The organism is Streptomyces sp. NPDC102283 (genome assembly GCF_044766265.1).
Taxonomy (GTDB): domain Bacteria; phylum Actinomycetota; class Actinomycetes; order Streptomycetales; family Streptomycetaceae; genus Streptomyces.
This window is the reverse complement of record NZ_JBIWLQ010000004.1, coordinates 317602-337348: the sequence shown is the minus strand read 5'-3', so window position 1 is coordinate 337348 and position 19747 is coordinate 317602. Positions and strand designations below refer to the sequence as shown.

Annotated in this window: 16 protein-coding genes and 1 pseudogene; 12 read left to right on the top strand and 5 right to left on the bottom strand. The window is 69.8% G+C overall.

Going from position 1 to position 19747, the window contains the following annotated elements; genetic code table 11:
* Positions 1 to 40: 40 nt before the first annotated feature.
* Positions 41 to 832, bottom strand: coding sequence for an MIP/aquaporin family protein (locus ACIRJT_RS10790; RefSeq protein ID WP_403907219.1), 792 nt, complete (start codon positions 830 to 832; stop codon positions 41 to 43).
* A 341-nt stretch (positions 833 to 1173) separates the two neighbouring features.
* The gene (locus tag ACIRJT_RS10785) at positions 1174 to 1938 is read right to left on the bottom strand and encodes an IclR family transcriptional regulator (RefSeq protein ID WP_403907217.1); all 765 of its coding nucleotides are present in this window, start codon (positions 1936 to 1938) and stop codon (positions 1174 to 1176) included.
* Between the two features lie 239 nt (positions 1939 to 2177).
* Here ACIRJT_RS10785 and metH point away from each other — a divergent pair, with 239 nt between their 5' ends.
* From metH to ACIRJT_RS10770, 3 genes are all read left to right on the top strand, one after another.
* The gene (gene metH, locus ACIRJT_RS10780) at positions 2178 to 5696 is read left to right on the top strand and encodes a methionine synthase (RefSeq protein ID WP_403907214.1); all 3519 of its coding nucleotides are present in this window, start codon (positions 2178 to 2180) and stop codon (positions 5694 to 5696) included.
* Positions 5697 to 5840: 144 nt separating this feature from the next.
* Positions 5841 to 6551: an HAD family hydrolase gene (locus ACIRJT_RS10775; RefSeq protein WP_403907212.1), complete on the top strand. Its 711-nt coding sequence runs from the start codon at positions 5841 to 5843 to the stop codon at positions 6549 to 6551.
* A 322-nt stretch (positions 6552 to 6873) separates the two neighbouring features.
* A complete protein-coding gene (locus tag ACIRJT_RS10770; protein ID WP_403907209.1) occupies positions 6874 to 8472 on the top strand; it encodes an ABC transporter substrate-binding protein in 1599 nt (532 codons plus the stop codon).
* A gap of 89 nt (positions 8473 to 8561) precedes the next feature.
* Here ACIRJT_RS10770 and ACIRJT_RS10765 read toward each other — a convergent pair whose 3' ends face one another.
* Together ACIRJT_RS10765 and ACIRJT_RS10760 are read right to left on the bottom strand one after the other, a co-directional pair.
* A complete protein-coding gene (locus ACIRJT_RS10765) occupies positions 8562 to 9233 on the bottom strand; it encodes a response regulator transcription factor (protein ID WP_003970158.1) in 672 nt (223 codons plus the stop codon).
* A 9-nt stretch (positions 9234 to 9242) separates the two neighbouring features.
* Positions 9243 to 10088 (bottom strand): RecB family exonuclease, encoded by an 846-nt coding sequence (locus ACIRJT_RS10760; RefSeq protein WP_403907205.1) that lies wholly within the window; start codon positions 10086 to 10088, stop codon positions 9243 to 9245.
* A 177-nt stretch (positions 10089 to 10265) separates the two neighbouring features.
* Here ACIRJT_RS10760 and ACIRJT_RS10755 point away from each other — a divergent pair, with 177 nt between their 5' ends.
* The 3 genes from ACIRJT_RS10755 (at position 10266) to ACIRJT_RS10745 (ending at position 13269) form a co-directional block, all read left to right on the top strand.
* Positions 10266 to 11516: a site-2 protease family protein gene (locus ACIRJT_RS10755; RefSeq protein ID WP_403907203.1), complete on the top strand. Its 1251-nt coding sequence runs from the start codon at positions 10266 to 10268 to the stop codon at positions 11514 to 11516.
* A 72-nt stretch (positions 11517 to 11588) separates the two neighbouring features.
* Positions 11589 to 12506 (top strand): tRNA (adenine-N1)-methyltransferase, encoded by a 918-nt coding sequence (locus ACIRJT_RS10750; protein WP_265602514.1) that lies wholly within the window; start codon positions 11589 to 11591, stop codon positions 12504 to 12506.
* 181 nt (positions 12507 to 12687) lie between these two features.
* On the top strand, positions 12688 to 13269 hold the full coding sequence (locus ACIRJT_RS10745) for a hypothetical protein (RefSeq protein WP_403907200.1): 582 nt from the start codon (positions 12688 to 12690) through the stop codon (positions 13267 to 13269).
* A gap of 51 nt (positions 13270 to 13320) precedes the next feature.
* On the opposite strand, the gene ACIRJT_RS10740 is transcribed toward ACIRJT_RS10745, so the two are convergent.
* Positions 13321 to 13632: a ferredoxin gene (locus ACIRJT_RS10740; RefSeq protein WP_403907197.1), complete on the bottom strand. Its 312-nt coding sequence runs from the start codon at positions 13630 to 13632 to the stop codon at positions 13321 to 13323.
* Between the two features lie 240 nt (positions 13633 to 13872).
* Between ACIRJT_RS10740 and arc the strand changes: the two genes are divergently transcribed.
* From arc to prcA, 6 genes and pseudogenes are all read left to right on the top strand, one after another.
* Positions 13873 to 15639, top strand: coding sequence for a proteasome ATPase (arc, locus tag ACIRJT_RS10735; protein ID WP_403907194.1), 1767 nt, complete (start codon positions 13873 to 13875; stop codon positions 15637 to 15639).
* A 235-nt stretch (positions 15640 to 15874) separates the two neighbouring features.
* Positions 15875 to 17386 (top strand): depupylase/deamidase Dop, encoded by a 1512-nt coding sequence (gene dop, locus ACIRJT_RS10730; protein ID WP_403907191.1) that lies wholly within the window; start codon positions 15875 to 15877, stop codon positions 17384 to 17386.
* A 130-nt stretch (positions 17387 to 17516) separates the two neighbouring features.
* Positions 17517 to 17735 (top strand): ubiquitin-like protein Pup, encoded by a 219-nt coding sequence (locus ACIRJT_RS10725; protein ID WP_403907188.1) that lies wholly within the window; start codon positions 17517 to 17519, stop codon positions 17733 to 17735.
* A 161-nt stretch (positions 17736 to 17896) separates the two neighbouring features.
* A pseudogene (locus tag ACIRJT_RS10720) lies at positions 17897 to 18089 on the top strand (endonuclease domain-containing protein); the annotation flags it as partial.
* Positions 18041 to 18886, top strand: coding sequence for a proteasome subunit beta (gene prcB / locus ACIRJT_RS10715; RefSeq protein ID WP_265602519.1), 846 nt, complete (start codon positions 18041 to 18043; stop codon positions 18884 to 18886). The pseudogene ACIRJT_RS10720 and the gene prcB, both read left to right, overlap by 49 nt.
* 49 nt (positions 18887 to 18935) lie before the next feature.
* The gene (gene prcA / locus ACIRJT_RS10710) at positions 18936 to 19739 is read left to right on the top strand and encodes a proteasome subunit alpha (protein ID WP_403907185.1); all 804 of its coding nucleotides are present in this window, start codon (positions 18936 to 18938) and stop codon (positions 19737 to 19739) included.
* Positions 19740 to 19747: the final 8 nt, after the last annotated feature.

The window sequence follows — 19747 nt, the reverse complement described above, 5'->3', positions numbered from 1 at the left end:
AAGTCTGTGAAGTGAAGAGGTGCGGCTCGGGCTGGGGGTCCTACGCGAAGGCGAGGTTGTAGAGCCCGCCGGCGAGTGCGCCGCCGACGAGCGGACCCACGATGGGTACCCACGCGTAGCCCCAGTCCGAACCACCCTTGTTCGGCAGCGGCAGCAGGGAGTGCACGATGCGCGGACCGAGGTCGCGGACCGGGTTGATGGCGTAGCCGGTCGGGCCGCCGAGCGAGAGGCCGATGGAGACGACGACGAGGGCGGTGATCAGCGCGCCGAGCGTGCCGAGGCCGTTGCCCTCGTCGTTGAGGCCCTGGGTCAGGATCGCCAGGACCAGCACGGCGGTGGCGATGATCTCGGTGATGACGTTCTGGGCGCCGTTGCGGATCTCGGGGCCGGTGGTGAAGACCCCGAGCACCGGGCCGGCCTTCGGGGCGGCGGTCTGGTCGACCATGCCCTCGTCGGCGGACTTGGTCCCGACGATCTCGGGGTCGGTGAGGTGGGCGTGGAACTGCCCGTAGTAGACCGCCCAGACCAGCAGGGCGCCGATCATCGCGCCGAGCAGCTGCGAGCCGAGGTACAGGGGGACGTCGCCCCACGCGGTGCCGCCCTCGATGGCGAGGCCGACCGTGACCGCGGGATTGAGGTGGGCGCCCGATACGCCGCCGGCGAGATAGGCGCCGGTCAGCACGGCGAAACCCCACCCGAAGGTGACGGCCAGCCAGCCCGCGTTCCGGGCCTTCGAGCTCTTCAGCGTGACGGCGGCACAGACACCGCCGCCGAGCAGGATGAGTACGGCGGTACCTATGGTCTCGCCGATGAAAATGTCGGAGCTGGACACCCGCGACTCCTTTGTCCTTCGTCCAGGGGAGAGCGGAGCACCGGTCCCGCCGGTGATCCGCGCCCCAGATGGGTATCCACGAAGCGTGGGCAGCCCACCTGTAAGGGCTTGACCGGCCCTTGGCATCGACACACCCTAACGCGTATTGCCGTTAGGCGTTCGACAATGCCGACCGTTGAACGGCAGTGTTTCTCCCGAGTGAAGGAAGCGTCAAGGGTTCTGTGGTCCACGACTCGGTGCGCGACGCGATCGTTATCGCGAAGGGCCCGGGCGCCCCCGGGCCTGGGCGGGTGCGGCTCGGTACGGAGCGCGAAGAAGGGTGGGGCGGGCCGCGCGGGCGCTCAGAAGCGGCCGGCGCCCAGGTCCCGGGAGACCGCGCGGGCGCAGTCGCGCACGGCCGCGATCAGCTCGGGGCGCAGCGTCCCGCCCGGGGCCACCCGCTCCACCGCGCCGGTCACGGCGACCGCCCCGACGGGCATCCTGCGCCGGTCGTGGATCGGGGCGGCCACCGCGGCCACGCCCTCCCAGGTCTCCTCGGCGTCGGCGGCCCAGCCCTGGGCCCGGATCAGGTCGAGCATCGACTCGAAGGCGTCGGCGGCGGTGACGGTCCGCCCGGTGAAGGGGCGGCGCTCCGCCTCCATGACCTCGCTGTGGGCGACGGGGTCGTACGCGGACAGCACCTTGCCCAGCGCCGTGGAGTGCAGCGGCTGCATGGCCCCAACCTCCAGCACCTGGCGGCTGTCGTCGGGCCGGAAGACGTGGTGGACGATCAGCACGCCGTGCTGGTGCAGCACCCCGAGGTGGACGCTCTCGCCGCTGGAGCGGGCCAGGTCGTCGGTCCAGACCAGGGCGCGCGCCCGTAGCTCGTGGACGTCCAGATAGCTGTTTCCCAGCCGCAGCAGCTCCGCGCCCAGCTGGTAGCGCCCCGACGCCGCGTCCTGCTCGACGAAGCCCTCCAGCTGGAGCGTGCGCAGAATGCCGTGCGCGGTGCCCTTGGCCAGCCCCAGCGAGGAGGCGATGTCGGACAGCCCGAGCCGGCGCTCGCCGCCCGCCAGCAGACGCAGCATCGCGGCCGCCCGCTCCAGCGACTGGATGTTCTTGGCCATCGCGCCGTACTCCTCCACCTCGGTTCGACAATGCTGAACACTATCGGTCGATGCCGACCTGCGCCGGACTCCGGGGGAAAGTCTCCGCCACCGCGCCGCGCGCGTCGCCCCCGCACAGCATGCAGTCCGTCCCATGGACGCCCCTACGGTCCGGGGCGGCGTCCGGCTAGGCTGGCGAGGTGCGCCTTCCCCGAGAAGGACGCAAAGCCGACAGCCGTCGCATCCCTGGGAGATCATCCATGGCCTCGTTGCCGACATCCGCCGCCGACAGCCGGACCCGCGCCGACGCACTCCGAGAAGCACTCGCCACCCGTGTGGTGGTGGCCGACGGGGCGATGGGCACCATGCTCCAGGCACAGGACCCCACGCTGGAGGACTTCGAGAACCTCGAAGGCTGCAACGAGATCCTCAACATCACCCGGCCCGACATCGTGCGCTCGGTCCACGAGGAGTACTTCGCGGTCGGCGTCGACTGCGTCGAGACCAACACCTTCGGCGCGAACCACTCCGCCGCGAACGAGTACGAGATCGCCGACCGGATCGTCGAGCTCTCCGAGTCCGGCGCCCGGATCGCCCGCGAGGTCGCCGACGAGTTCGCGCGGAAGGACGGACGCCAGCGCTGGGTCCTCGGCTCGATCGGCCCCGGCACCAAGCTGCCCTCGCTCGGCCACATCACCTACGACGTCCTGCGCGACGGTTACCAGAAGAACGCCGAGGGCCTCCTCACGGGCGGCTCCGACGCCCTGATCGTCGAGACCACCCAGGACCTGCTGCAGACCAAGTCCAGCATCATCGGCGCGCGCCGGGCGATGGACGCCCTCGGCGTCCACGTGCCGCTGATCTGCTCCCTCGCCTTCGAGACGACCGGCGTCATGCTGCTGGGCTCCGAGATCGGCGCCGCCCTGACCGCCCTGGAGCCGCTGGGCATCGACCTGATCGGCCTGAACTGCTCGACCGGCCCGGACGAGATGAGCGAGCACCTGCGCTACCTCGCCCGCCACTCCCGTACGCCCCTGATGTGCATGCCCAACGCCGGCCTGCCCGTCCTCACCAAGGACGGCGCGCACTTCCCGCTCGGCCCCGACGGTCTCGCCGACTCCCAGGAGACCTTCGTCCGGGACTACGGCCTCTCCCTGATCGGCGGCTGCTGCGGTACGACGCCGGAGCACCTGCGGGCCGTCGTCGAGCGCGCCCGGGGGCTCACGCCGACCGAGCGTGACCCGCGCCCCGAGCCCGGCGCGGCCTCCCTCTACCAGACCATCCCCTTCCGCCAGGACACCGCCTACCTGGCGATCGGGGAGCGCACCAACGCCAACGGCTCCAAGAAGTTCCGCGAGGCCATGCTGGAGGCCCGCTGGGACGACTGCGTGGAGATGGCCCGCGACCAGATCCGCGAGGGCGCGCACATGCTCGACCTCTGCGTCGACTACGTGGGCCGCGACGGCGTCGCCGACATGGCGGAGCTGGCCGGCCGCTTCGCGACCGCCTCCACCCTCCCGATCGTGCTGGACTCCACCGAGCTGCCCGTGCTGCGCGCCGGCCTGGAGAAGCTCGGCGGCCGGGCCGTGCTGAACTCGGTGAACTACGAGGACGGCGACGGCCCGGAGTCCCGTTTCGCGCAGGTCAGCGCCCTGGCCTCCGAGCACGGGGCCGCGCTGATCGCCCTGACGATCGACGAGGAGGGCCAGGCCCGTACGGTCGAGCACAAGGTCGCCATCGCCGAGCGGCTGATCGAGGACCTCACCACCAACTGGGGCATCCACGAGTCGGACATCCTCATCGACACCCTGACGTTCACCATCTGCACCGGCCAGGAGGAGTCCCGCGGCGACGGCATCGCCACCATCGGGGCGATCCGCGAGCTGAAGAAGCGCCACCCGGACGTCCAGACCACGCTGGGCCTCTCCAACATCTCCTTCGGCCTGAACCCGGCTGCCCGGACCACCCTGAACTCCGTCTTCCTCGACGAGTGCGTCAAGGCCGGCCTGGACTCCGCGATCGTGCACGCCTCGAAGATCCTGCCGATCGCCCGGCTGGAGGAGGAGCAGGTCAAGGTCGCCCTCGACCTGATCTACGACCGCCGCAGCGAGGGCTACGACCCCCTCCAGAAGCTCATGGAGCTGTTCGAGGGCGTCAACATGAAGTCGATGAAGGCGGGCCGGGCCGAGGAGCTGATGGCCCTCCCGCTGGACGAGCGGCTCCAGCGCCGCATCATCGACGGCGAGAAGAACGGCCTGGAGGCCGACCTCGACGAGGCCCTCCAGGACACCCCGGCCCTGGACATCGTCAACAACACGCTGCTGGAAGGCATGAAGGTGGTGGGCGAGCTGTTCGGCTCCGGCCAGATGCAGCTGCCGTTCGTCCTCCAGTCCGCCGAGGTCATGAAGAGCGCGGTGGCCCATCTGGAGCCGCACATGGAGAAGACCGACGACGACGGCAAGGGCACCATCGTGCTCGCCACCGTCCGCGGAGACGTCCACGACATCGGCAAGAACCTCGTCGACATCATCCTCTCCAACAACGGCTACACCGTCGTCAACCTCGGCATCAAGCAGCCCGTCTCCGCGATCCTGGAAGCCGCCGAGGAGCACCGCGCGGATGTGATCGGCATGTCCGGCCTCCTGGTGAAGTCGACGGTGATCATGAAGGAGAACCTCCAGGAGCTCAACCAGCGCAAGATGGCGGCCGACTTCCCCGTCATCCTCGGCGGCGCCGCGCTGACCCGGGCCTACGTCGAGCAGGACCTGCACGAGATCTACGAGGGCGAGGTCCGCTACGCCCGGGACGCCTTCGAGGGCCTGCGCCTCATGGACGCGCTCATCGGCGTCAAGCGCGGTGTGCCCGGCGCGGCCCTGCCCGAGCTCAAGCAGCGCAGGGTGCCCAAGAAGAACACCGACACCGCGGTGCTGGAGGTCGAGGAGCCCGAGGGCTCGGTGCGCTCGGACGTCTCCACCACCAACCCCATCCCCGAGCCGCCGTTCCGGGGCACCCGCGTCATCAAGGGCATCCCGCTCAAGGACTACGCCTCCTGGCTCGACGAGGGCGCCCTGTTCAAGGGCCAGTGGGGCCTCAAGCAGGCCCGGACCGGCGACGGACCGACGTACGAGGAGCTGGTGGAGACCGAGGGGCGTCCGCACCTGCGCGGCTGGCTCGACCACCTCCAGTCCAACAACCTCCTGGAGGCGGCCGTCGTCTACGGCTACTTCCCCTGCGTCTCCAAGGGCGAGGACGTGATCCTCCTCCACGAGGACGGCTCCGAGCGCACCCGCTTCACCTTCCCGCGCCAGCGCCGCGGCCGCCGCCTCTGCCTCGCCGACTTCTTCCGCCCCGAGGAGTCCGGCGAGAGGGACGTCATCGGCCTCCAGATCGTCACCGTCGGCTCCCGGATCGGCGAGGCCACCGCCGAGCTGTTCGCCGCCAACTCCTACCGCGACTACCTGGAGCTGCACGGCCTCTCCGTCCAGCTCGCCGAGGCGCTCGCCGAGTACTGGCACGCCCGGGTCCGCAGTGAGCTGGGCTTCGCGGGCGAGGACCCCGCGGACGTCGAGGACATGTTCGCGCTGAAGTACCGCGGCGCGCGGTTCTCGCTCGGTTACGGGGCGTGCCCGGACCTGGAGGACCGGGCCAAGATCGCCGACCTCCTCCAGCCGGAACGCATCGGCGTGCACCTCTCCGAGGAGTTCCAGCTCCACCCGGAGCAGTCCACCGACGCCATCGTCATCCACCACCCCGAGGCGAAGTACTTCAACGCCCGGTAACGCGGTGTTCCCCTCGCGGCCTCGCGCCCTTCGCGCGCCGCGGCCGGAGACGTCGTACACTGGTCGGTCCAGTGCAGGCCGGTCGCCCTCCCGTATTCCGGGAAGGGCGGCCGGCCTTCTCGTCCCTTACGGAAGGTGTGCCGGATGACCAGTACGGTCCCCGCGTCCTTGACCCGCACGGCCGAAGGCGCCGCCCTGCAGGCGGTCCTTCTCGACATGGACGGAACCCTGGTCGATACCGAGGGCTTCTGGTGGGACGTCGAGAAGGAGGTCTTCGCCGGCCTCGGGCACCGGCTGGACGAGTCCTGGCGGGACGTGGTCGTCGGCGGTCCCATGACCCGCAGCGCCGGCTACCTCATCGACGTCACCGGCGCCGACGTCCGGCTGGACGAACTGTCCGTGCTGCTCAACGACGGATTCGAGAAGCGCATCGAGCGCGGCGTGCAGCTGATGCCGGGCGCCGAGCGGCTGCTCGCCGAGCTGGCCGCGTACGAGGTGCCCACCGCGCTCGTCTCCGCCTCCCACCGCCGGATCATCGACAAGGTGCTGGAATCGGTGGGCCGTCACCACTTCGCGCTCACCGTCGCCGGGGACGAGGTCACCCGGACCAAGCCCCACCCCGAGCCCTACCTCACCGCGGCCGCCGGCTTCGGCGCCGACCCCTGGCGCTGCGCCGTCATCGAGGACACCGCGACCGGCGTGGCCGCCGCCGAGGCCGCCGGCTGCCGGGTCGTCGCCGTGCCGTCCGTCGCCTCCATCGCGCCGGCGGCCGGACGCGTGGTCGTCGGCTCGCTGGAAGAGGTCGACCTCGCCTTCCTGCGCAAGCTCATCACCCAGGCGGGCGGAACGGGCTGACCCGAGCCCGGCGTGCGCCCGAACCGGTCGCCCACTTGTGAACGAACAGCGGATTTTCTGGTCAGGGCCGTGTGCGTTCCGGCAACGTTCCGTGGATGTGGATCAGTTGCAGAGTGATCTGTGAAGAGGCCTGACGGGTGACCTTCCTCACCCGCAGGCCTCCGATGGGTCGCCGGGATCGGGTGAGCTGTCCGTAATGGTGGCCGTATGCCGCTCCCTTCGGGCATCGGGGGAGCGGGAGCCGCCCGCCGGACGGTCGGAGGGGTCCCGCGCGGCTACTAGCTTTGATTCCTCACCTGCCGGGATGAGGGAGAACGTCCAGATGAACCGCAAGACCCTGGTGCTGCCGGCCGTCGTCGGCCTGCTCGCCCCCGTGCTCGCCGCCTGCGGCAGCACGGACAGCGGCGCCGGTGGCGAGGGAGCCATCGTCGTCGGCACCACGGATCAGCTCGTGGCCTCCAAGGAGAACCCCGCGCCGCTCGACCCGGCCATCGGCTACGAGGCGGGCGTCTGGAACGTCCTGCGGCAGACCGTGCAGACCCTGACCACGGTTCCGGGCGGCGGCGGCGAGCCGGTGCCCGAGGCCGCCCGCAGCTGCGCCTTCACCGACACCGCGAACGAGAGTTACCGCTGCACCCTGCGGGCCGGCCTCACGTTCGCCGACGGGACGCCCGTCACCGCCGAGGACGTGAAGCACTCCATCCAGCGCGTCATCGACATCGACGCGGACAGCGGCCCGGTCGGACTGCTCGCCAACATCGACATGATCGAGACCAAGGGCGACGACCAGGTGATCTTCCACCTGAACACGCCCGACGCGACCTTCCCGTACAAGCTCGCCACCCCCGCCGCCGGCATCGTCCCGAAGGCGCAGTACCCGGCGAAGGCGGGCCGCACCGGCTTCCAGGTGAACGGCTCCGGCCCGTACACCATGAAGCCGCGGGTCGAGGACGGCCGGGTCGTCGAGATCGCCTTCACCAAGAACCCCTCGTACAAGGGCGAGCTGAAGGTCCTCAACGACAAGGTCGAGATGGACCTCTTCCCCGACGCCGAGGCCATGGGCAGGGCGCTCGACGAGGAGAAGATCCACATGATGACCCGGGCGATGTCGCCCCAGCAGGCCGGCGACATGCTCGTGGAGCCGGAGGAGGGCATCGAGCTCACCGAGCTGCCCGGCCTGGCCATCAGCTACGTCGGGTTCAACACCGAGGACCCCGTGGTCAACAAGCCCGTCCGGCAGGCCATGGCGCAGATCGTCGACCGGGGCGAGATCGCGGGCAAGGTGTACGGCACCACCGCGGAACCGCTCTACTCACTGATCCCGTCCAGCATCGCCGGGCACACCAACGCCTTCTTCAACAAGTACGGCGAGCCCAGCACCGCCAAGGCCGCGGCGATCCTCCGCGAGGCAGGGATCAAGAAGCCGGTGAAGTTCACCCTGCACTACACCAGCGACCACTACGGCCCGGCCACCGCCGAGGAGTTCAAGGCGATCCAGCAGCAGCTGAACAGCTCGGGCCTCTTCGACGTCTCCGTCCAGGGCAAGGAGTGGTCGCAGTACCGCCCCGAGCAGAAGCGCGGCGACTACGCGGCCTACGGCATGGGCTGGTTCCCCGACTTCCCGGACCCGGACAACTACACCGCGCCCTTCCTGGACGAGAACAACTTCCTCAACTCGCCCTACCGGTCGCGCGAGGCGCAGAAGGTCCTCATCCCGCAGTCCCGCCGCGAGACCGACCGCACCGCCGCGGCCGCCACCTACGAGAAGCTCCAGGACATCGTCGCCACCGATGTGCCGGTGCTGCCGATCTGGCAGGGCAAGCAGTACGTGGCCTCCCGCGACGGGATCGCCGGGGTGGAGCGGTCCGTCAGCGCCACCTCCGAGCTCCAGCTCTGGGAGCTCAACCGGCCCAGCGTCTGAGACCTGACCGGAAAGCCGTCCGGCCCGTCCCCTCCTGCTCCCAGGACGGGCACGGGCCGGACGGCTTCGTCGTGTGTGTACGAGACGGGCTACTGCGCGCCGGGACGCACCAGCCCGCTCTCGTACGCGTACACCGCGGCCTGCACCCGGTCCCGCAGGCCCAGCTTCGTGAGCACATGACCCACATGCGTCTTGACCGTCGTCTCGCTGACGAACAGATCCGCCGCGATCTCCGCGTTCGACAGGCCCCGCGCCACCAGCTTCAGCACCTCGACCTCACGGTCCGTCAGCGTGTGCAGGGCGTCCGGCACCGGGTCCTCACCGGACGGCAGGTGATCGGCGTACTTGTCCAGCAGCCGACGCGTGATGCTCGGCGCGAGCATCGCCTCGCCCGCCGCCACCACCCGGATCGCCTGCACCAGCTCGGCCGCCGGAGCGTCCTTCAGCAGGAAGCCGCTCGCCCCGGCGCGCAGCGCCTCCACCACGTACTCGTCGAGATCGAAGGTGGTCAGCACCAGCACCTTCGCCGGGCCGTCCTTCCCGGGGCCGGTGATCTGACGGGTCGCCTCCACCCCGTCCATCCGCGGCATCCGGATGTCCATCAGCACCACATCGGGCTGCAGTGCCCGCACCTGATCGATGGCCTGCAGACCGTCTCCGGCCTCACCGACCACCGCCAGATCGCCTTCGGCCTCCAGGATCATCCGGAAACCGGTGCGCAGCAGAGGCTGGTCATCGACCAGAAGGACGCGGATCGCCACAGGAACTCCTTAAGGGCCCTCAAGGGCCACGGCACGGCCGGCCTCGGCCTGGACCGGTCCCATTCTGCCCTGACCATCCTCACCCGAATCCGCAGGGCGGACCGACAGCGGGTATACCGGGGGAGTCCCGCCGAATTCCGGACACACCGCCTGGTGGTCGCACCAGCCGCACAGCTTCGTCGGCCGGGGCCGCCAGTCCCCGGTCTCCGTCGCCAGCGAAATCGCGTCCCACAGCGCCAGCAGCTTGCGCTCCACCCGCTCCAGGTCCGCCACCACCGGGTCGTACGTCAGCACGTCCCCGCTGCCCAGATACACCAGCTGGAGGCGGCGCGGCACCACGCCCTTCAGCCGCCAGATCACCAGCGCGTAGAACGTCATCTGGAACAGCGGACCCTCGGAATACTCCGGCCGCGGCGCCTTCCCCGTCTTGTAGTCGACGATCCGGACCTCACCGCTCGGCGCGACGTCCACCCGATCGATCACCCCGCGCAGCCGCAGCCCCGACTCCAGCTCCGTCTCGACGAACAGCTCACGCTCCGCCGGCTCCAGCCGCGTCGGGTCCTCCAGCGAGAACCACCGGTCCACCAGCCGCTCCGCCTCACCCAGCCAGCGCGTCAGGCGCTCGCCCTCGGTGTCCCCGGCGAACAGCCCGGTCAGCTCCGGCTTCGACTCCAGCAGCCGGTCCCACTGGCCGGGAATCAACGCCCGCGCCCGCGGCGCCGTCCGGTCGGCCGCAGGGGCGTCGAAGAGCCGCTCCAGCACCGCATGGACCAGCGTGCCGCGGGTAGCCGCCTCGCTGGGCTTCTCCGGCAGCCTGTCGATGACGCGGAAGCGGTAGAGCAAGGGACACTGCATGAAATCGCTCGCCCGCGACGGCGACAGGGACGAAGGCGGCCGGGGCGGCCGCGGCACGGAAGTCATGTCTGAAGACCCTACGGCCCGCCACTGACAGCGAGCGGCATACCATCGACGGCAGACCCTCGCACACTGCATGATCGTGGCCAACGCCACTCACCGAACCGAAGGGACCCCGTGGACGACAGCGGCGACAGCGGGCGGCCGCAGCCCGGCGCAGGGGGAACGGCCCCCGGCACCGATCCCGACAACGACAAGCCGAAACGCCCCGCGGAGCCGGGCGGCGGCCTGCTCATGGGCCGGCCCTTCGGCGTGCCCGTCTACGTCGCCCCCAGCTGGTTCGTCGTCGCCGCCCTGATCACCTGGGTGTTCGGCGGCCAGCTCGACCGCGTGCTGCCCGAGCTGGGCGCCGCACGCTATCTCGTCGCCCTGTTCTTCGCCATCGCCTTCTACGCCTCCGTGCTCGTCCACGAACTGGCCCACACGGTCGCCGCGCTGCGCTACAAGCTCCCGGTCCGCCGTATCCAGCTCCAGTTCTTCGGCGGCGTCTCGGAGATCGAGAAGGAGAGCGAGACACCCGGACGCGAGTTCGTCCTCGCCTTCGTCGGACCGCTCCTGTCCCTGGTCCTCGGCGGCGTCTTCTACGGCGCGATGCAGTTCGTCGAGCCCGGCACGGTCCCCGGCGTCCTGGTCGCCGGCCTGATGATCTCCAACCTCATCGTGGCCGCCTTCAACCTGCTGCCGGGCCTGCCGCTGGACGGCGGCCGGATGCTCCGCGCCGTCGTCTGGAAGATCACCGGCAAGCCCATGAGCGGCACCATCGCCGCCGCCTGGGTCGGCCGCGGCCTCGCCGTCGTCGTCCTCGTCGGACTGCCGCTGCTCACCCACACCGGAGCGCTGGGAGGCACCGCCCAGGACATCGGCGGGGTCGAGACCGTCATGGACGCGCTCCTCGCCGCGATCCTCGCGGGCATCATCTGGACCGGTGCCGGGAACAGCCTGCGCATGGCCCGCCTCCGCGAGCACCTGCCCGACCTCCGGGCCCGCACCCTGACCCGCCGGGCCGTCCCCGTCGAGTCCGCCACCCCGCTCTCCGAAGCGCTCCGCCGGGCCAACGAGGCGGGCGCCCGCGCCCTGGTCGTCGTCGACGGACAGGGCAACCCCAAGGGCGTCGTCCGCGAGGCCGCCATCGTCGGCGTCCCCGAGCACCGCCGCCCCTGGGTCGCCGTCAGCGGCCTCGCCCAGGACCTCACCGACGGCATGAAGGTCCCCGCGGAACTGGCTGGCGAGGCCCTCCTGGACCGGCTCAAGGCCACTCCCGCCACCGAATACCTGGTCGTCGAGGAGACCGGCGAGATCTACGGAGTCCTCTCCACCTCCGACGTCGAGCGCGCCTTCGTCAAGGCCATGGCCCGCCCCGGCGCCTGACAGCGCTCCCGGGCCGTCGGCCGGTGCGGCCCGGGCGGTCGGCGGCCCGGGAATCACCGGTAGGCTGGTCACATGTCTGAACCGACCGGTGCCGCCCGCCGACGTGGGCCCTTCAAGGTCGGGGACCAGGTACAGCTCACCGACCCCAAGGGCCGCCACTACACCTTCACGCTCGAAGCCGGAAAGAACTTCCACACCCACAAGGGTTCTTTCCCGCACGACGAGCTGATCGGTGCTCCCGAGGGCAGTGTTGTCCGCACCACGGGAAACGTCGCCTATCTCGCGCTGCGCCCCCTGCTCCCCGACTACGTCCTGTCCATGCCCCGCGGCGCCGCCGTGGTCTACCCCAAGGACGCGGGGCAGATCCTGGCCTTCGCCGACATCTTCCCCGGCGCCCGCGTCGTGGAGGCCGGGGTCGGATCCGGTTCGCTCAGCACCTTCCTGCTGCGCGCCATCGGCGAGCAGGGCATGCTGCACTCCTACGAGCGCCGCGAGGACTTCGCCGAGATCGCCCAGCAGAACGTCGAGCGCTACTTCGGCTCCCCGCACCCGGCCTGGCAGCTGACCGTCGGCGACCTCCAGGACAACCTCTCCGACACCGACGTCGACCGCGTCGTGCTCGACATGCTCGCCCCCTGGGAGTGCCTGGAGGCCGTCTCCAAGGCCCTGGTGCCCGGCGGCATCCTCTGCGCCTACGTCGCCACCACCACCCAGCTCTCGCGCACCGTCGAGTCCATCCGCGAGATCGGCTGCTTCGCCGAACCGCAGCCCTGGGAGTCGATGATCCGCAACTGGCACGTGGAGGGCCTCGCCGTCCGCCCCGACCACCGGATGATCGGCCACACCGGTTTCCTGGTCACCGCCCGCCGCCTCGCGGACGGCGTCGAGCCGCCGCTCCGCCGCCGCCGCCCGTCCAAGGGCGCCTACGGCGACGACTACGACGGACCCGGCAGCCAGAGCCGTGGCGGCCCCGCCGCCGACCGCGGCTGAGCCGTCCAACGCACCGGCGCCGCCGCGCACTTCCCCGACCGACCGGGGAACTGCGCGGCGGCGCCTTTTCGTTGCCCCCGCCGTTCCGCCCGGATGTGAGGTGTGGCACGATGCCGGCAACCCCTCGGAGGTGCCCCCACCCCCTCACCGGGCTTCCAGGAACCATCAGGAGACGTACCGCGTGCAGACCCCCGCGCTCCCGGATCTCGCCCACACCGCCACCAAGCCGGTGCACTGGCTCGCCACGGCCGCGGCGATGGCCGGAGTCGTGGCGCTGGCCGGGCTGCTCCAGCCCCGTACGGCCACCGCGACCGCCACGGCCCCCGAGCAGCGGACCACCACACAGCACGGCGCCCCGGTGCCCGCCCCGGACCCGGCCGGCGTGGAGTTCCCGCTGGAGTGCGGCGGCGCGGGGACGACCGTCGCGAAGAAGGCCTCCGGGGACCTCGACGGCGACGGGCGGCCGGAAACCGTCGCCGTGGTGCACTGCGCCGCCGGATCGGGGACCCCGCCCGGCGGCATCTACGTCCTGACACGGAGCGGCGGGGCCGCACCCCGGGTCGTGGCGACCCTGGTGGACCCCGCTGACAGGAAGACCGTCGGGGACTTCGCCGTACGCGACGGCCTCGTCTCGGCGACCCTGCTCGGCTACTCCTCGCTCGACGTGCCCCGCTGCTGCCCCGACCAGGAGGAACAGGCATCCTGGCGATGGAAGGGGAAGGCGTTCGTCCGCACCTCCGGGGACCTCGCGCGCAGCGTCTGAGCGCGCTCCGCGGGGCTCCGGCCGAGGCCGGGGCACGAGCCCCCGTACCGGCTAGTCGGCGTCGGGTCCGTACACCTCGACGCTGTCCTTGACGCGCCGCACGTGGATGCAGTCCCCGGGGCACTCCTTGGCCGAATCGACGACGTCCCTGAGCAGCGGCAGCGGCACCGGAGTGGTCGCCCCCGGGCTCTGCAGGAGCTCGTCGTCGCCGCTCTTCACATAGGCCAGGCCGTCGATGTCCAGCTCGAAGACGTCGGGGGCGTACTGCACACAGATGCCGTCGCCCGTACAGAGGTCCTGGTCGATCCAGACCTCCAGGTCCTGGGTGTCACTGTCGCCCGGCGAGTCCTGCTGCACGGTCATGTGTCCTGCCGTTCCTGCGTATCTGAACCAATTGGAGCGAGCCCTGACGGGTGTTGAACAGTTCGACGATACAACCGGCGGCTTTCCGGTGCCGAAGGGTGGGTATTCCCTTGACGTGAGGGAGAGCGCAAGGGTGAAGATCGGACACGCCCCGCAGTCTTTGTGATCTAGGGGTTTCAATCACCACCCACCCAGGTAGGGTCAGGAAGCGTCCAGCTCCCCATGGAGGAGGTGAGGACCGTGGCAGCCCACGACGACGACATCAACCGCGGCATCCGGCCCGCGCGAGGGTCAGAGGACCCAGCCGGCCAGGTTGCCTATCTCGAGCAGGAGATCGCCGTCCTGCGACGTAAGCTCGCCGACTCTCCGCGTCACTCGAGGATTCTCGAAGAGCGGATCGTCGAGTTGCAGACGAACCTGGCAGGCGTGTCCGCGCAGAACGAGCGGCTCGCCAACACGCTCCGCGAGGCGCGTGACCAGATCGTGGCCCTCAAGGAGGAGGTCGACCGGCTCGCGCAGCCGCCAGCCGGCTTCGGCGTCTTCCTGCAGGCCAACGAGGACGGCACGTGCGACATCTTCACCGGGGGCCGCAAGCTCCGGGTGAACGTCAGCCCCAGTGTCGAGCTCGAGGAGCTCCGGCGTGGCCAGGAGGTCATGCTCAACGAAGCGCTCAACGTGGTCGAGGCCATGCAGTTCGAGCGCGCCGGGGACATCGTCACCCTCAAGGAGATCCTTGAGGACGGCGAGCGCGCCCTGGTGGTCGGGCACACCGACGAGGAGAGGGTGGTGCGGCTCGCCGAGCCGCTGCTGGACATCACCATCCGCTCCGGCGACGCCCTGCTCCTGGACTCCAGGTCGGGTTACGTCTACGAGGTGGTCCCCAAGAGCGAGGTCGAGGAGCTCGTCCTCGAAGAGGTCCCGGACATCGACTACGACAAGATCGGCGGCCTGGGCGACCAGATCGAGCTGATCCGCGACGCGGTCGAGCTTCCGTACCTGCACCCCGACCTCTTCAAGGAGCACGAACTCCGCCCGCCGAAGGGCATCCTGCTCTACGGCCCGCCCGGCTGCGGCAAGACCCTCATCGCCAAGGCCGTCGCCAATTCGCTCGCCAAGAAGGTCGCCGAGGTCACCGGGCAGCCCACGGGGAAGAGCTACTTCCTCAATATCAAGGGCCCCGAACTCCTCAACAAGTACGTCGGCGAGACCGAACGGCACATCCGCCTGGTCTTCCAGCGTGCGAGGGAGAAGGCGAGCGAGGGCACCCCCGTCATCGTCTTCTTCGACGAGATGGAGTCCCTCTTCCGCACCCGCGGCAGCGGCGTCAGCTCGGACGTGGAGAACACCATCGTCCCGCAGCTGCTCGCCGAGATCGACGGTGTGGAGGGCCTGGAGAACGTCATCGTCATCGGCGCCTCCAACCGCGAGGACATGATCGACCCCGCCATCCTGCGCCCCGGCCGTCTCGATGTGAAGATCAAGATCGAGCGTCCGGACGCCGAGGCGGCGAAGGACATCTTCGCGAAGTACCTCACCCCGGGGCTCCCGCTGCACGCGGACGACCTGGCCGAGCACACCGGCTCCCGGCCGGCCGCCGCCCACGCCATGATCCAGTCCGTCGTGGAGCGGATGTACACGGAGTCCGAGGAGAACCGCTTCCTGGAGGTCACCTACGCCAACGGCGACAAGGAAGTCCTCTACTTCAAGGACTTCAACTCCGGCGCGATGATTCAGAACATCGTCGACCGGGCAAAGAAAATGGCCATCAAGGCATTCCTGGAACAGGGCCAGAAGGGACTGCGGGTCGCTCATCTCCTGCAGGCCTGCGTGGACGAGTTCAAGGAGAACGAGGACCTTCCGAACACGACCAACCCGGACGACTGGGCCAGGATTTCCGGCAAGAAGGGTGAGCGGATCGTCTTCATCCGCACACTCGTCACCGGAAAGCAGGGCGCGGACACCGGGCGCTCCATCGATACGGTGGCCAATACCGGCCAGTACCTGTAATACGCGGACCGGCTGCGGAAGCCCCCAGGGGCCTCCGCAGCCGGTTTCATTCCCCCGTTCCGGCCGTGCCGGAGCAATGTCGTAATGGAGCTCCCCACCGGCGCGGAGGCGCTCTAGGCTCTGCGGTACCGCCGAGTCGCGCAGTGCGGTGACGGGCACCGCACACGCACCGGACACAGCAGCGGTACTTGAGCGTCGTCCCCGGAAGGGGCCGACGCCGGGCAAGGAGGGCCGCATGACCGTACGGCGAGTAATGGGCATCGAGACGGAGTACGGGATCTCCGTCCCCGGCCACCCCAACGCCAATGCCATGCTCACCTCGTCCCAGATCGTCAACGCCTACGCGGCGGCGATGCACCGGGCGCGCCGAGCCCGCTGGGACTTCGAGGAGGAGAACCCGCTGCGTGACGCGCGAGGCTTCGACCTCGCCCGGGAGACCGCCGACTCCAGTCAGCTGACCGACGAGGACATCGGCCTGGCCAATGTCATCCTCACCAACGGCGCCCGGCTGTACGTCGACCACGCGCACCCCGAATACAGCTCCCCGGAGATCACCAATCCGCGCGACGCGGTGCTCTGGGACAAGGCCGGCGAGCGGATCATGGCGGAGGCGGCCGAGCGGGCGGCCGCGATCCCCGGCGCGCAGCCGATCCACCTCTACAAGAACAACACCGACAACAAGGGCGCCTCCTACGGCACGCACGAGAACTACCTCATGCAGCGGGAGACGCCGTTCTCGGACATCGTGCGCCATCTGACGCCGTTCTTCGTCTCGCGCCAGGTCGTCACGGGCGCGGGCCGGGTCGGCATCGGTCAGGACGGCAACGAGCACGGTTTCCAGATCAGCCAGCGCGCCGACTACTTCGAGGTCGAGGTCGGGCTGGAGACCACGCTCAAGCGCCCCATCATCAACACCCGGGACGAGCCGCACTCCGACGCCGAGAAGTACCGCCGGCTCCATGTGATCATCGGCGACGCCAACCTCTCGGAGATCTCCACCTATCTCAAGCTCGGCACCACGTCCCTGGTGCTGTCCATGATCGAGGACGCCTTCATCAACGTCGACCTCGCGGTCGACCAGCCCGTGCGCACCCTGCATAAGGTCTCCCACGACCCGGACCTGCGCCAGCTGATCACGCTCCGCAACGGCCGGACGCTCACCGCGGTCCAGCTCCAGATGGAGTACTTCGAGCTGGCCCGCAAGTACGTCGACGAGCGGTACGGCGCGGACGCCGACGAGCAGACCAAAGACATCCTGGCCCGTTGGGAGGACACCCTCAACCGGCTGGAGACCGATCCGATGAGCCTGGCGGGCGAGCTGGACTGGATCGCCAAGCGGGAGCTCATGGAGGGCTACCGCCGCCGTGACGCGCTGGACTGGGACGCGCCCCGGCTGCATCTGGTGGACCTCCAGTACGCGGACGTACGGCCCGACAAGGGCCTCTACAACCGCCTGGCGGCCCGCGGGAAGATGAAGCGCCTTCTGGACGAGGACGAGGTCACCAGGGCCCGTGCGAAGCCCCCGGAGGACACCAGGGCCTACTTCCGCGGGCGCTGTCTGGAGCAGTACGCCGACGACGTGGCGGCGGCCTCGTGGGACTCGGTGATCTTCGACCTGCCGGACCGCGACTCCCTCCAGCGGGTGCCTACCCTGGAACCGCTGCGCGGCACGAAGGAGCACGTCAAGGACCTGCTGGACCGCTGCCGGACGGCGGAGGAGCTGGTCCGGGCCCTGTCGGGCGGCTGAAAGGCCTCCGGGCTGGGAATCAATCACCTGAGGCGCGGGCGTTGCATCAACTACCGGGTCAAATGTCGGACCCCGTGGGTAGGGTCTGATCAAGAGCTTCGATTGCTTCGAACCGAGCGGGGTGAGCTACATGGCGACCAAGGACACCGGCGGCGGACAGCAGAAGGCGACACGTCCCACCGAGGAGGTCGAGGAGCAGGCGCAGGACGCGCAGGCGTCCGAGGACCTCGCGGAGCGCCAGGAGAAGCTGAGCGACGACGTCGACTCGGTCCTGGACGAGATCGACGACGTGCTCGAAGAGAACGCCGAGGACTTCGTTCGGTCCTTCGTTCAAAAGGGTGGACAGTAGTTCATCGGTGTGAACGCCCGGATGTGCTCCGGGTGCTCACGCGGACACGCGCGCGGACAACGGGGGAGTGGGGGTGACGGCGTTCGCCACGGCGTGCGTCGTCACCCCGCCCGCCGCTCCGGGGGCCGGTTTCCGGTCCCGCCGGATCGGTGCGGATAACCCCCTCCGAACATGTGGATCACTCCCGCCGGGCGGGTAGGGTCCGTGGCGTACGTACTTGCTTCAACGGCAATTCGGCCATCGGCAAGTCGGGGGATGATCCTGACTCTCTCGCGCAGGGCCATCGCATACCTGGAGGGAAACGCGTGGAAGCCAACACTCGTAGCACCGGGCGTCTACCAGCTGCCTTCCTGACGCCGGGTTCGTCCTCGTTCATGGACTTCCTGTCCGACCAGTCGCCCGAGATGCTCCCGGGCAACCGGAGCCTGCCGCCGCTCCAGGGGGCCATCGAGGCGCCGCACGGGACGACCATCGTCTCGGCGTCCTTCCCCGGTGGCGTGGTCCTGGCCGGCGACCGGCGCGCCACCATGGGCAACATGATCGCCTCGCGCGACATGCAGAAGGTCTTCCCGGCCGACGAGTACTCCGCGGTCGGCATCGCCGGCACCGCCGGACTGGCCGTGGAGATGGTCAAGCTCTTCCAACTGGAGCTGGAGCACTTCGAGAAGGTCGAGGGCGCCCAGCTCTCCTTGGAGGGCAAGGCCAACCGCCTCTCCACCATGATCCGCAGCAACCTCGCCATGGCCATGCAGGGCCTCGCCGTGGTGCCCCTCTTCGCCGGTTACGACGTCGACCGCGAGAAGGGCCGCATCTTCTCCTACGACGTCACCGGCGGCCGCAGCGAGGAGAGCGGCTACGCGGCCACCGGCTCCGGGTCGATCTTCGCCCGCAACGCGATGAAGAAGCTCTACCGCGAGGACCTGACGGAGGAGCAGGCCCTCACCCTGGTCGTGCAGGCGCTGTACGACGCAGCGGACGACGACTCGGCGACCGGCGGCCCCGACGTGGCCCGCCGCATCTACCCGATCGTCACCGTCATCACCGACGAAGGCTTCCGGAGGCTGACCGACCAGGAGTCCTCCGAGATCGCGCGCTCCATCCTGGAACGCCGACTCGAGCAGCCCGACGGCCCGCGCGCCGCGCTGCTCTGACCCCAGCCTCCCGACGCACTCGTCACTGACAGAAAGGGACGGATAGCCGGTGTCGACGCCGTTCTATGTCTCACCCCAGCAGGCCATGGCCGACCGGGCGGAATACGCCCGCAAGGGCATCGCCCGTGGTCGCAGCCTCGTTGTGCTGCAGTATGCCGACGGCATTGTGTTCGTCGGCGAGAACCCGTCCCGTGCACTGCACAAGTTCAGCGAGATCTATGACCGGATCGGCTTCGCGGCCGCCGGCAAGTACAACGAGTACGAGAACCTCCGCATCGGCGGCGTGCGCTACGCCGATCTGCGCGGATACACCTACGACCGGGACGATGTGACGGCCCGTGGACTGGCCAACGTCTACGCCCAGACGCTCGGCACCATCTTCTCCAGTGCGGCCGAGAAGCCGTACGAGGTGGAGCTGGTGGTGGCCGAGGTCGGCAGCGCGGCCGAGGGCGACCAGATCTACCGGCTGCCGCACGACGGTTCCATCGTGGACGAGCACGGCTCGGTCGCGGTCGGCGGCAACTCCGAGCAGATCAGCACCTTCCTCGACCAGCGCCACCGCGACGGCATGACGCTGGCCGAGGCGCTCAAGCTGGCGGTCCAGGCGCTCTCGCGGGAGCCGGGCGGCGGCGAGCGGGAGATCCCAGCGGAGCGGCTGGAGGTGGCGGTCCTGGACCGCACCCGCCCCCAGCAGCGCAAGTTCAAGCGGATCGTCGGCCGCCAGCTGGCCCGGCTGCTGGACACGGAGACCGCCGGCAGCACGCCGACGGACGCCCCGTCCGACACCGAGGACGGCGACAGCACGGACGCCACCGACAGCAGCCCCGACTCCACGGAGGAGACGGAGAAGTAGACGAGCGG